Source organism: Salinispora oceanensis (assembly GCF_000383575.1).
Classification (GTDB): domain Bacteria; phylum Actinomycetota; class Actinomycetes; order Mycobacteriales; family Micromonosporaceae; genus Micromonospora; species Micromonospora oceanensis.
In genome coordinates this window covers 2,934,328-2,947,188 of sequence record NZ_KB911579.1, presented here as the reverse complement: position 1 = coordinate 2,947,188, position 12,861 = coordinate 2,934,328, and the positions used below count along the sequence as shown (strand labels likewise).

The following is a 12,861-nucleotide window of genomic DNA, read 5'->3' as shown; positions in this document are numbered from 1 at the left end:
CACGCTGTCGAGCTGCCCGCACAAACGGGGCGCCGCGGCCCGATGCCGGCCCCTCAGCAGCAGCGGACTGCCCCGCACCAACGATGGACGCACGCGCGGGGCAGTTCGACAGCAGCGATACCGGACCATGCCAAGCAGCCGGACAGCAGCAACACCGCACCATGCCAAGCAACCCGACAGCCGCAACACCGACCGCGGAACAGTCAGTCAGAAGCGGGGCATACCGCCGAACTGCCGGTCACCGGCGTCGCCCAGGCCGGGAACGATGAACCGACGGTCGTTGAGGCCCTCATCGATTGCGGCCGTCACCAGACGCAGGGGCAGGCCGGAGCGGTTCAACCGGTCAATTCCGACCGGCGCGGCGAGCACGCAGAGCACAGTGATCTCGGAACACCCCCGATCGGCGAGCAGCCGGCAACAGTGCTCCAACGAGCCACCGGTGGCGAGCATCGGGTCGAGCACCAGCACCGGCAGTCCGGCGAGGTCGGGCGGGAGCGACTCCATGTACGCGCGGGGCTCGAAGGTCTCCTCGTCCCGCGCCAGGCCGACGAAGCCCATCGACGACTCCGGCAATAGGCCCAGCGCGGCGTCGGCCATGCCGAGACCGGCCCGCAGCACCGGCACCAGCAGCGGTGGATTGGCGAGTCGGGTGCCCTGAGTGCCGGTGACCGGGGTTTGCACCGGGTAGCGCTCGACGGGGAAGGAGCGGGCCGCCTCGTACACCAGCATGGTGGTGAGTTCGTGCAGCGCGGCGCGGAACGAGGCCGAGTCGGTCCGGGCGTCGCGCATCGCGGTCAGCCGCGCCTGGGCGAGCGGGTGGTCAATGACGTGTACTTCCACGGTCGCTCAACCTACCCGCCCACGGACCTGGGCACCCCGGGTGTGGCCGGACCGGCGGCGCGGGCGCGTACCGTCGCCATGACCAAGATCACAGCCTGGAGCTCCGGCGTAGACTCCAGGTCATGACGGCGACAGCGATGTCGGCCCGGTCGGACCTCACCGAGCTGGGACGATCCGAGACCGCCCTCCGGGCGTTCCTCCACGGCCTGCCGGGCGTGGACCAGGTCGGTGCCCAGCAGCGGGCGGCGCAGCTCAGCACCCGTTCGATCAAGGCCACGGCGAAGGCCTGGGCGATCGACCTGGCAATCCGGATGGTCGACCTGACCACCCTGGAGGGGGCCGACACCCCCGGCAAGGTTCGGGCACTCGCCGCCAAGGCCCTGCGCCCCGACCCCGCCGACCCGTCCTGTCCGCACGTCGGCGCCGTCTGCGTCTACCCGTCGATGGTCCCGTACGTGGCCGAGGTACTACGTGGGCCCGCCGGCGAGGCAGGACCGGCCGGCGTCGAAGCAGTATCAGCCGGGGCCCGCGTGGTACACCTGGCCAGCGTGGCGACCGCCTTCCCCTCCGGCCAGGCGCCACTGGAGGTCAAACTCGCCGACACCCGGGCAGCGGTCGCGGCCGGCGCCGACGAGATCGACATGGTGATCAACCGGGGCGCCTTCCTGACCGGCCGTTACCAGGAGGTCTACGACGAGATCGTGGCCATCCGGGAAGCCTGCGGACCGGCCCACCTCAAGGTGATCCTGGAAACCGGGGAGCTCGCCACCTACGACAACGTCCGCCGCGCGTCCTGGCTCGCCATGCTGGCCGGCGCCGACTTCATCAAGACCTCCACCGGCAAGCTCCCGGCGGCAGCCACCCCGCCGGTGACGCTGGTGATGCTGGAAGCAGTCCGGGACTTCCGTGCCGCGACCGGACGGCAGGTCGGCGTGAAGCCGGCCGGCGGCATCAAGACCACCAAAGACGCCATCAAGTACCTCGTGCTGGTCAACGAGACGGTCGGCACGGACTGGCTGGACCCGGACTGGTTCCGGTTCGGCGCCTCCAGCCTCCTGAACGACCTGCTGATGCAGCGCACCAAGCTGACGACCGGCGACTACGCCGGTCCCGACTACTTCACCCGGGACTGAGCGCGATGTTCGAATACGCCCCCGCCCCCGAGTCACGCTCGGTGGTACGGCTCCAGCCCGCGTACGGGCTCTTCGTCAACGGCGAGTTCGTTGATCCGACCGACGGCGACAGCTTCACGTCGATCAACCCCGCCTCCGAGGAGGTCCTCGCCGAAGTCGCCGCGGGCGGCGTCGGCGACGTCGACCGCGCGGTTCGCGCCGCGCGAACCGCGTACGACCGGGTTTGGGGTCCGATGCCGGGCCGAGACCGGGCCAAGTACCTGTTCCGGATCGCCCGCCTCATCCAGGAGCGGTCCCGCGAGTTGGCGGTGCTGGAGTCACTGGACAACGGCAAACCGATCAGGGAGTCCCGGGACGTTGACCTTCCGCTGGTCGCCGCCCACTTCTTCTACTACGCCGGCTGGGCGGACAAGCTCGACCACGCGGGGTTCGGGCCCGGCCCGCGGCCGCTCGGGGTGGCCGCGCAGATCATCCCGTGGAACTTCCCCCTGCTCATGCTGGCGTGGAAGATCGCTCCGGCGCTGGCCACCGGAAACACCGTGGTACTCAAACCCGCGGAGACAACCTCGCTAACCGCGCTGCTCTTCGCCGAGATCTGCCAACAGGCCGACCTCCCCGCCGGAGTGGTGAACATCGTCACCGGCGCGGGTGAGACCGGCCGGGCCCTGGTCGAGCACCACGACGTGGACAAGGTCGCCTTCACCGGCTCCACCGAGGTGGGCAAGGCGATCGCCCGCGCCGTCGCCGGCACCGACACGAGGCTCACCCTGGAGCTGGGCGGTAAGGCCGCCAACATCGTCTTCGACGACGCCCCGGTGGACCAGGCGGTTGAGGGCATCGTCAACGGCATCTTCTTCAACCAGGGGCACGTCTGCTGCGCCGGCTCCCGCCTGCTGCTGCAGGAGTCGGTCGCCGATCAGGTGCTGGCGTCGCTCAAACGGCGGATGGCCCAGCTGCGCGTCGGTGACCCGCTGGACAAGAACACCGACATCGGGGCGATCAACTCGGCGGCGCAGTTGGCCCGGATCAGCGAGCTCGCCGCCGCCGGCACCGCCGAGGGGGCGCAACGCTGGTCTCCCCCGGGCGAGCTTCCCGAGCGTGGCTTCTGGTTCGCGCCCACCATCTTCACCGGTGTCGCCCAGGCCCACCGGATCGCCCGCGAGGAGATCTTCGGCCCGGTGCTGTCCGTGTTGACCTTCCGCACCCCCGCGGAGGCTGTCGAGAAGGCCAACAACACTCCGTACGGGCTCTCGGCCGGCGTGTGGACGGAGAAGGGCTCCCGGATGCTGTGGCTGGCCGACCGGCTTCGCGCCGGCGTGGTCTGGGCCAACACCTTCAACAAATTCGACCCCACCTCGCCGTTCGGCGGTTACCAGGAGTCGGGCTACGGTCGCGAGGGCGGCCGGCACGGGCTGGAGGCGTACCTGAATGTCTGAGCGGGTCGCGGTACGAAAGACGTACAAGCTCTACATCGGCGGGGAGGTCCCGCGCAGCGAGTCGGGACGGTCGTATCTCGTGCAGTCAGGTGAGAACAGCACTGCCAACGTGGCGCTCGCCTCGCGCAAGGACGCCCGGGACGCGGTCGTGGCGGCCCGGGCCGCCGGTTCGGGGTGGGCCGGCGCGACCGCGTACAACCGGGGTCAGATCCTCTACCGCGCCGCCGAGATGTTGGAAGGCCGGCGCGAGCAGTTCGTGGCCCTGGGCATCCCTGGCGACGAGGTGGACGCCGCGACCGACCGTTGGGTCTGGTACGCCGGCTGGTCCGACAAGCTGCCTCAGGTGCGGGGCGGCGTGAACCCGGTCGCTGGCCCGTACCTCAACCTGTCGACGCCGGAGCCGACCGGCGTGGTGGCCGTGGTGGCCCCCGCGGCGCCAGCGCTACTCGGCCTGGTAAGTGTGATCGCCCCGGCGATCGTGAGCGGAAACACGGTGGTCGTGGCGGCCTCGCCCACCGACCCCCTCGCCGCGGTGACCCTGGCCGAGGTGCTGGCCACCGCCGACCTGCCCGCCGGGGTGGTCAACATCCTGACCGGTCGGCCCCAGGAGACGGTCCCGTCGCTGGCGGGTCACCGGGATGTCAACGCCCTCGACCTGACGGGCGTGGCCGACGCCGAGCTGGCGACGAGTCTGGAGGTCAAGGCGGCGGAGAACCTCAAGCGGGTGCTACGCCCGGTCCCGGCCAACCACGACTGGTACGCCGACCCCGGCCTGGCCCGGATGACGGCACTGCTGGAGACGAAGACGGTCTGGCACCCCAAGGGCGGGTAGCGGACACTACTACGCAGGGTAGGATTACCGGGTGACCCGGCTCGGCGAGCTCGAACGCGCAGTGATGGATGTGCTGTGGGACCTACTCCCCAGCAGGTCAGACGGGCTCATGGTGCGGGAGGTCGTGGACGCCCTCGCCGGGCGAGAGCTGGCCTACACCACGGTGCTGACCGTGCTGGAGCCGCGAGCCGAGAGGCGCACATCGCCCAACTCATGCTCGACGCGCTGGACCTCGGCGGTAGCCGAGACGCCGCCCTGGTGCGCTTCGCCCGGTCGGTGACCGGCACCGAGGCGGAGGTGCTGCGCGCCGCGTTGAGCGCGACGGGCGAGCCCAGCGCACCGGCCAGCCCCGCCACACCGACGGGCCCGGTCACACCATCGGGCCCGGTCACACCGACGGCCCGCACCACCCCGACCGGCCCGGTCACACCGGCTGCCAAGGCGCCGGAGCACTAGGGCGGCCCGAATGACGTACGCGCTGCACTTCGGGCTCACGGTGCTGGCCTGCTGGCTCACCGCGCAGGTGTTGGCCCGCTCGACCTGGACCTGGCGCAGCCCGCGGGTGGCCATTCTCTGCTGGCAGGCGGTCGGCCTGGCGGTTGGCCTGGCGGCGATGGGTCTCCCGATGGCCCTCGGCCTGGCCGCCTACGACCTGCCGACCGGCAGCGCCCTCTGGGCCCTCGCCGGGGAGCTGCGGCGCGGCGCCTGGCCGGCCGGGGTGACCGCGCTTCAGCTCGGGCTCGTCGGTCTCGGCTGCGGTATCGGCGTGGTGCTGTTCACCACCACCCTCCGCAGCCTGCACAGCGCCGTGCGGGCCCAACGCCGCCACCGGGATCTACTCACGCTGGTCGCCCGGCAGGATCCGACGGTGCCCGGTGCCCTGGTGCTCGACCATCCGAGTGCGGCCGCGTACTGCCTACCCGGAGTACGGCCTCGGGTCGTCGTCAGCGCCGGCACCCTCGACCTGCTGGACCAGGCCGAACTGGCGGCCGTGCTCACCCACGAGCGGGCCCACGCCCAGGAACGACACGATCTCGTCCTGTTGCCGTTCACCGCGCTCCGCCGGGTGCTGCCCTGGCTTCGCTGGGTACGGGACGCACACGAGCGAGTCGCCCTGCTCGTCGAGATGCGCGCCGATGACAAGGCCCGGGAGCGGCACGCCGAGGCACCCCTGGCGGGCGCGCTGCGCCGGTTCGCCGCCGCTGGTGACCGGCTGACTCCGGCCGGCACCCTGGGCATCGGCAACGACGATCTCGAGCTCCGGGTCCACCGGTTACTGGAGTCGGGGCGCCCGCCCCGGCTGCTGGCCGCCACCGCGCTGACGGTGACGGCCACGCTGGTCGCCCTGCCGATCTCACTGTTCCTGAGTTGATGGCAACGGCACCACCCGAGTCGGACCCGACTAGGCTCTGCGAAATGTGCTGGTGGGAGTTCCGCGGGCAGACCAACGACAGAGCACCGGGACCGCGGTGAACCGTCGTCCCTTCGATCCGCGCCTGCTGCGACGGATCCCCGCGGCCCGGCGCGACCTCGCCGTGCTCGCGCTGCTCGGCGTACTCGCCGCGGGCCTGGTGCTGGCGCAGGCGACCGCGCTCGCCGCACTGCTCGCCACCGCGTTCGACGGACGGCTCAACCGGCCCGCGTTGGCCGGCTTCGTCGCCGCGATCAGCGCCCGGTCGCTGCTGGTGTGGGCGCAGGGAACGGTGTCGGCCCGGGTCGCCGCGACGGTCAAGGCAGCGCTACGCGCCGAGCTGCTCGCCGCGGTCGGTCGGCACGGCCCGACCTGGGTCGCCGGGCAGCGGGCGGGGCAGTTGGCGACGCTGGCCGGACGCGGGCTGGACGCGCTGGACGCCTACTTCACCGGGTACCTGCCGCAGCTCGTACTCAGCGTCACCGTGCCGATCGCCGTACTCGCCCGGATCTTCGTCGCCGACTGGAGCTCCGCCCTCATCATCGCGGTCACCCTCCCCCTCATCCCGATCTTCGGCGCGCTGCTCGGCTGGCAGGCGCAGGCGGCGACGGAACGTCAGTGGCGGCGGCTGGCGCTGCTGGGCGGACACTTCCTGGACATGATCGCCGGGCTCCCGACGCTGCGGACGTTCGGTCGGGCCCGGGCGCAGACCGAGGTGGTCCGCCGGATGGCCGACGGGCACCGGGTGGCGACCATGCGGACGCTGCGCATCGCGTTCCTCTCCGCGCTGGTGCTGGAGCTGGTCGCCACCCTCTCCGTCGCGCTGGTCGCGGTGCCGGTCGGAGTCCGGCTACTCGGCGGCGGGCTGACCCTGCAGACCGCACTGCTGGTGCTGCTCCTCACCCCCGAGGCGTACCTGCCGCTACGGACCGCCGGCAGCCGCTTCCACGCCAGCATGGAGGGACTCACCGCGCTGGACGAGGCGCTCACCCTCTCCGCCGGGGCACCCGACGCCGGCACCGGGGCGGGCCCGGCCCAGCCGAACGGCCGGGGCGTGATCCGGTTCGAGGGTGTCACCGTCGCCTACGACCGGACCACAGCGCTACGTGATGTCACGCTGACCATCCGACCTGGCGAGCGGATCGCGGTGGTCGGGCCGAGCGGTGCCGGCAAGAGCACCCTGCTGAATCTGCTGCTCGGATTTGTTCGGCCCACCTCCGGCCGGGTCACCGTGGACGGTGTCGACCTGACCCAGGCCGACCTGGACGCCTGGCGCCGCCGTATCGCCTGGGTCCCGCAGCGGGCCCACCTCTTCGCCGCCTCGCTGGCAGACAACATCCGTCTCGGCTCCCCCGACACGCCCGACGCCGCGCTGGCCGACGCCGTACGCGACGCAGCGCTGACCGATGTCGTCGCCGCGCTCCCCGACGGGCTGGCCACCCGCCTCGGTGAGCGGGGGCACGGCCTCTCCAGCGGTCAACGACAACGGGTCGCGTTAGCCCGTGCCTTCCTCCGGGACGCCCCGGTGGTGCTCCTTGACGAGCCGACCGCCCGCCTGGACTCCGAGAGCGAGTCCGCTGTCCTCAAGGCCACCCGGGCGCTGGTGGCTGGCCGTACCGCGCTGCTGGTGGCCCACCGTCCCGCGCTGCTGGCCGACGCGGACCGCGTGCTGCGGGTCGCCGACGGGCGGGTTACCGAGCTCACCCCGACCCCCGCCGGGAGGACGACCTGATGAGTGTCTCCGACCCGACCGGCAACCCCGGTACTCTCCCGGCCGACGCCGCCGCGGGCGACGCGGCTCCGCGGTCCACCGGACCTGCCGGCGCACCGGAGTGGGTGGTGCTGCGGCTGGCCCGCCCCTACCTCAACCGGCTGCTCGGGGCGGGACTGCTCGCCGCCGCCACCGAGTTCGCCGCGCTGGCCCTGATGTCCACCGCGACGTGGCTGCTGATGAGCGCCGCCGGCCGCCCGCCGCTGGACCGGCTGACGGTAGCGATCGTCGCTGTCCGTGCGCTCGCCATCGGGCGGGGCGTGCTCCGCTACACCGAGCGCCTGGCCGGGCACGACGCGGTGCTGCGGCTGGTCACCGATGTCCGGACCCGCGTCTTCGCCGCCCTGGCGTCCCGGCGGGACAGCGCCGGGCAGCGCTCCGGCGATGCCCTGAGCCGGCTGGTCTCCGATGTCGAAGCCGTCCAGGACCTGCTCCTACGGGTCCTCGTTCCGGCAACGGCAGCGGGGCTGGTAGGCGTCGTGGCCGTCGCCGCGACCGCGTTCGTCTCACCGGCCGCCGCCGGCACGCTCGCGGTTGGACTACTGCTTGCGGGGGTCGCGCTGCCGGTGCTGGCCACCGCGCTGACCCGGCGGGCCGCCGCCGAGCTGGCGCCACTCCGCGGCGCTCTGACCACCGACGCCGTTGACCTGACCCACGGCGCTGCCGACCTCGCCGCCTTCGGGGCCACCGATCGGGCCCGGGGCGCGGCGACCGGCCGGATCCGGCGGCTGGCCCGAATCGAGCGGCGGCTGGCCGCGACCGGCTTCGCGGTGGACGCGCTGGGGGTTCTGGTGGCCGGGCTGTCCGCCGGGGCGGTGCTGCTGGTGGCCCTGGCCGACGGCGTAACGGGGGTACTGGTCGGCGTCCTCGCCGTCGGCACGCTGGTCGCCGTTGAGGTCGCGCTCGCCCTCGTCGGCGCCGCCCGGCAGTGGACCGGCCTCCGTACCGGCCTCACCCGGGTCGCCGCGCTGCTGCGGGAGGCGCCGGCAGTATCCGCGGCCACCCCGTCGGCAGACCCCGCCCCCACCGCCGCGGAGATCCGGTTCAGCGACGTCACCGTCCGCTACCGCAGCGAGGGGCCACCCGCCCTCGACCGGTTCCGCCTGGACCTACCCCCCGGCCGACGGGTCGCCGTGGTGGGGCCGAGCGGCGCCGGCAAGAGCACGCTCGCCGCCGTTCTGACCGGCAGCGTACGGCCGACCACCGGACAGATCGTCCTGGACGGACAGGAGCTCTCCACCTACCCGCCGGAACTCCTGCCCCGCTTCGTCGGGGGCCTGCTCGCCGAGGCGTACGTCTTCCACGCCACGGTCCGGGAGAATCTGCTGCTCGGTCGCCCCGGGGCGACCGAGGAGGACCTCGCTACGGCGACCGGCACCGCCGGGCTGGCAGGTTGGGTACGGGAGCAGCCCGACGGCTGGGACACGGTGGTGGGGGAAGAGGGCGGGCAGCTCTCCGGCGGCCAGCGGCAGCGTCTCGCGCTGGCCCGGGCGCTCCTCGCCGCGCCGGCGGTGCTGGTGCTCGACGAACCGACCGAGGGGCTAGATCCGGTGGCGGCGGACGACGTACTGGCGTCCGTGCTGGCCGCCACGCCGGCCCAGCGCTCCGTCCTGCTGATCAGCCACCGGCTACGCGGCCTCGACGCGGTTGACGAAATCCTGGTGCTCGAATCTGGTCGGGTGGTCCAACGCGGCCGCCACGCCGACCTGGTCGGCACCCCCGGCTGGTACCGGGATCAGTGGCAGCTCCAGGAGGCTGCCGAGCGCGGCTATCTCGCTCTCGGCCCGCTGCCCTGACCGGGCCGGCGGTTCCGGATTGCCGTGCAGCCAGCCACTACCCGGAGGCTGGTCTCGGTCCGCTCGCACGTCTGTAATTCCCGATCGCCGCCGGGGTGCCGACACCACAGTCCGGTGCCGCCCACTAGGGTATGTGCGCGTAGTCACCCGCCGGGTCGACCTGGTGGGTGGGCAATCCGAAGCACACGGAGGTCAGCGTGGCCCGCCAGTCGCCTCAACGACCCGACTCCGACGAGCCTGAACTCGACGACTCGGCTGCCTCCGGCGCCGCCGCCGAGTCGGCTGAGGCCACCCGCGCGCTCTGGGCGGAGCTGCGGATCGACCCGGTGGAGATCGCGCTACCCGCCGGCACCGGCTACACGCTGCGGGCCTACCGCCCAGTTCGGGAGCTGACGCCGACCGACGTCGAAGAGCGCGACCAGGACGACCCCTTCCTCGCCCGGCGCCAGGTGGTGACCGAAGAGGACGACGACGAGGTCGTCATCCTCGACGAGGAGGTCGCCCAGGAGTTCGCGGAGAGCGACGAGGAGGAGCGCAAGGCCCATGGCGACTCCGGGGACGACACGGAGGCCACCTCGGACGACGCGGACGACGCGGGCGACGAAGAGGTACCGGTCTTCCTCAGTCACCAGGGCCGGCTGTTGCTCTTCAAGACAGCCGAGTCCCTGGTCAGCTTTGTGCGCTCCGGCGCCCCCAACGATCTTTCCCAGCTAGACAGTTGGGGTGAGTTGTCCGAGCGGGTGGAGCCGGCCGACATCACGCCGCTGGACGAGGACACCTACGAGCTTGACCTGGTCGTGGAGAACCTGCGCGGCGGGCGCGACGCGTGGGACTCGACGCTGCTCATCGAATCCGGCGAGATCGCCCGTGACCTCTCGTACGCGCTGCGGCTCCCCGCCGTGCTGGAGATGCTCTCCACCGGCTCCAGCCTCGACGACCTGGACGAGGCGCTACGGGCGGCCACCAACGGGGGGATCGGCGCGTTTCGCGGCCGGCGCCGGCTCAAGAAGATCGGGGCACAAACCGCAAGCCTGGGTTGGCGCACCATTGTCGGCAAGATCTCTGCCGTTGTGGACTGGCGCGACTGACCCGTACCAGGGAGCATCATTCTCTGGCAGAGAAGACCTGTGTCCCGGGAGGAGGACGACGCGTGGCGCTCGTGCGCGTGTACTGCGGTCTGGCCTCGGCGGATCCGGCTGAGCAGCCAGCTTCCGTCGGTTCGACGCTGACATCCGCTGTGGTTGACGACGCCGGTCGTCTGCTACACGTCTGCGAGATCAGCGACGACCCCGTCGGCTACGCCCAGTTGGTCACGCTGCTGGTGGAGCGATCGGGCGGGCCCAGCGGCGCGGCGATCGCCGCTGACAACGACGACCACACAGTAACCTCCCTCGTCAGCGCCGCTGGTCGTCCGTTGGCGATCGCCGACGACGACTCGGTGGACGACTTCGCCGAGCGGTTCGCCGACGACGACTCGGTGGAGGAGACGCAGGCACCGCCGGTGCAGCGACGGGCCATCGGCCTCGCCCGCGCCCTGCAAGCCGGTGCACTCTCCGCCGTCGCGCTCCCCGCTCCTCGGGACCTCGCCGGTTACAAGCCGGTCCTCGCCGCGCATGCCGCGCTCGCCAGTGGCCGGCATTCGGCCGCGGTCGCGCTGCGGGAGGTACTGCGGGAGCTCTTCCCCGCGGCTCTACAGGCTTACCCGGACCCGGCCGAGCCGGTTGCGCTGGCGGTGCTGGACGCCCTTCCCGAGCCCGGGATGTTGACCGGCACCGGGCCCGACGAGCCGACCGCCCGAGTCGTCGCGGACCTCGCCGCCGATGGCGTGACCGCACCCGAGGTGGCCGAGGCCGCGATCACCTCCCTCCGGATCGCGGTCTCCGAGACCCCGCGCCGCGCCTCGGTCAGCCGGGCCCTCACCTCAGCGGTGGCCACGACCGTCCGGCAGGCCGTCGCCGCGGTCCGGGCCTGCGACGTCGGCTGCGAGGCGCTGGTCGGTGTGCTCCATGACCGGGCGGGCACTCAGGTGCCGGGCCGCCGGGCCGCCGCTCGACGCGGTGCACCAATCGACGACCCCGCGTCCACCAGCCCTGCCCTGCCCACTTGGCCGGCTGGCACCCGCCGGTCCCAACCAGAGGCGTTGCCGGGCCGGACTGTCCCGCCCTCTCCACGCCCGCTCGGCCCCCCACCGGTTGCGCCAATGCCGGTGGCACCCCCGCCGGTGGCCCCGGAGCCGATCGCACCCGCGGCTGTGGCCGGTCCGGCGGGCGCTGCCGCACCGGCTCAACCGGAGGCGACGCCAAGCCCTGTTGACGGCCCGACGAACCGTCCCATCTCGTCGCCTGGCAGCACCTCGGCCCCGCCGTCGCAGCGCGGCTCGAGTTCACCAGCGGAGGCGGGTGAGCCGTTCCGGGCGACGTTGACCACCGCGGCGATCCAGAATGCCCGCGCTGAGCGGCAGCGCACCGTCATCCCGCCACGACCCAACACGAAAGCCGAATCGCCGACCCCGAGCGGCGGGTTCAGCGTGACCGACCCCAGCGTGCCAGTGCCCACTCCGCGCCCCCGGGATCCCGCTCCGGGCTCGCGGGCGAATTGGCCGCTGGTCAACAATCCGGATCCGGCGGACAGTTCCGCGCTTAACCCGCTGGCCGAATCGTATGGCGGGCAAGGGGTGGACGCTCCGACCGATCCAGGCGCGGAGAATCGGGTGCCGCCGCCGTGGCTGGCCGACGACATGCCGCAGGAGCCGCCGGTGCTGCGTCTGGTCGAGCCACCCCCGCTGGCCGACCGCGCGTTACGCGACGGGGCCGACCCACAGCTCGAGACGCCACCGCTCCGCCTCGTTGACCGGGATGGGCCCCACAGTCACCAGCGCACTGAGCACCCCACCGGGCAGCACATGGCGCCGGTGGAGCACCGTCCTCCACCGGTCGCCGACGACGGGGACGGAGACCTGCTCATCTTCGCTCAGGCGAAGTCGGCCTGGTTCGTCGGTCAGAGCGAAGACGATGAGGTGGACTGGTCGTCGCTGAACGACACCAGTTGGCAGGCGGCCGAGCAGGCAGCAGAACAGGCGGCGAAGCCGGCAGCCGGCTCCGAGACGGCAGCGGGCCTTCCCATCCGGGTGCCGCAGGCCAACCTGGTCCCCGGTTCACCGAAGCGGGACGACCGGCCGCTGCGGATTGTTCGCGATCCGGCCAGCCTCGCGGAGAACACCACCGGCTACTTCCGCGGCTGGCGTCGCGGTCAGGAGATCGGGGGCTTCGCGGTCGGCGGCCGCCCCGGGCGGGAAGCCGCCGGCGGCTGGGACTTCACCCGTGACACCGGTGACCGTGACGAGGAACGAAAGTACGAGTACCGCTCGGCCGGATACCGGTCCTGATTCCCGTTCCCGGAGCCCAGCACCCGCTAGCTCGCGAAACAGCCCTCGGCAGTTGGCCGAGGGCTGTTCGACTTCCTCAGCCCGGCGGCCTGCCGTGGCATCGGTGGGTAGCGCAGGTGAGGAGGGTATGCATACGGGGCGGGGTATGGCGCAGCCACTCCTGGCCGGCGGCATTGAACGGCTCGGCGGTCCAGCTACGGCGAGGCCGTCCAGCTACGGCTCGGCGGTCCAGCTACGGCCTTGCCGTCGCCGGACCG

9 protein-coding genes and 1 pseudogene are annotated in these 12,861 nt (G+C 72.4%); 9 read left to right on the top strand and 1 reads right to left on the bottom strand.

Annotated elements, in window-relative coordinates:
- Positions 1-207: 207 nt before the first annotated feature.
- Positions 208-840, bottom strand: coding sequence for a uracil phosphoribosyltransferase (upp, locus tag SALPAC4_RS0113825; RefSeq protein WP_019870829.1), 633 nt, complete (start codon positions 838-840; stop codon positions 208-210).
- A gap of 122 nt (positions 841-962) precedes the next feature.
- On the opposite strand from upp, the gene deoC reads away from it, so the two are divergent.
- The 9 genes and pseudogenes from deoC to SALPAC4_RS0113780 all read left to right on the top strand — a co-directional run bounded on the left by deoC (position 963) and on the right by SALPAC4_RS0113780 (position 12,604).
- Positions 963-1,973 (top strand): deoxyribose-phosphate aldolase, encoded by a 1,011-nt coding sequence (deoC, locus tag SALPAC4_RS0113820; RefSeq protein WP_027644508.1) that lies wholly within the window; start codon positions 963-965, stop codon positions 1,971-1,973.
- 5 nt (positions 1,974-1,978) lie between these two features.
- Complete coding sequence (locus SALPAC4_RS0113815) at positions 1,979-3,409, top strand: aldehyde dehydrogenase family protein (protein ID WP_019870827.1); 1,431 nt, start codon at positions 1,979-1,981, stop codon at positions 3,407-3,409.
- On the top strand, positions 3,402-4,241 hold the full coding sequence (locus tag SALPAC4_RS0113810) for an aldehyde dehydrogenase family protein (protein WP_020113503.1): 840 nt from the start codon (positions 3,402-3,404) through the stop codon (positions 4,239-4,241). The genes SALPAC4_RS0113815 and SALPAC4_RS0113810 overlap by 8 nt, the downstream gene beginning before the upstream one ends.
- A gap of 31 nt (positions 4,242-4,272) precedes the next feature.
- Positions 4,273-4,697 (top strand): annotated as a pseudogene (locus tag SALPAC4_RS25335) (BlaI/MecI/CopY family transcriptional regulator).
- Between the two features lie 10 nt (positions 4,698-4,707).
- A complete protein-coding gene (locus SALPAC4_RS0113800; protein WP_019870824.1) occupies positions 4,708-5,613 on the top strand; it encodes a M56 family metallopeptidase in 906 nt (301 codons plus the stop codon).
- Between the two features lie 97 nt (positions 5,614-5,710).
- On the top strand, positions 5,711-7,384 hold the full coding sequence (gene cydD, locus SALPAC4_RS0113795; RefSeq protein WP_027644507.1) for a thiol reductant ABC exporter subunit CydD: 1,674 nt from the start codon (positions 5,711-5,713) through the stop codon (positions 7,382-7,384).
- On the top strand, positions 7,384-9,219 hold the full coding sequence (gene cydC / locus SALPAC4_RS0113790) for a thiol reductant ABC exporter subunit CydC (RefSeq protein WP_019870822.1): 1,836 nt from the start codon (positions 7,384-7,386) through the stop codon (positions 9,217-9,219). The genes cydD and cydC overlap by 1 nt, the downstream gene beginning before the upstream one ends.
- A 167-nt stretch (positions 9,220-9,386) precedes the next feature.
- Positions 9,387-10,307, top strand: a complete 921-nt coding sequence (locus SALPAC4_RS0113785; protein WP_019870821.1) for a hypothetical protein — start codon at positions 9,387-9,389, stop codon at positions 10,305-10,307.
- Between the two features lie 62 nt (positions 10,308-10,369).
- On the top strand, positions 10,370-12,604 hold the full coding sequence (locus SALPAC4_RS0113780) for a hypothetical protein (RefSeq protein WP_019870820.1): 2,235 nt from the start codon (positions 10,370-10,372) through the stop codon (positions 12,602-12,604).
- The last annotated feature ends 257 nt before the right edge of the window (positions 12,605-12,861 follow it).

Excerpts from the sequence above, each read along its gene's own strand:
- deoC (WP_027644508.1), top strand. The coding sequence starts at position 963 with ATGACGGCGACAGCGATGTCGGCCCGGTCGGACCTCACCGAGCTGGGA.
- SALPAC4_RS0113815 (WP_019870827.1), top strand. The coding sequence starts at position 1,979 with ATGTTCGAATACGCCCCCGCCCCCGAGTCACGCTCGGTGGTACGGCTC.
- SALPAC4_RS0113810 (WP_020113503.1), top strand. The coding sequence starts at position 3,402 with ATGTCTGAGCGGGTCGCGGTACGAAAGACGTACAAGCTCTACATCGGC.
- SALPAC4_RS0113800 (WP_019870824.1), top strand. The coding sequence starts at position 4,708 with ATGACGTACGCGCTGCACTTCGGGCTCACGGTGCTGGCCTGCTGGCTC.
- cydC (WP_019870822.1), top strand. The coding sequence starts at position 7,384 with ATGAGTGTCTCCGACCCGACCGGCAACCCCGGTACTCTCCCGGCCGAC.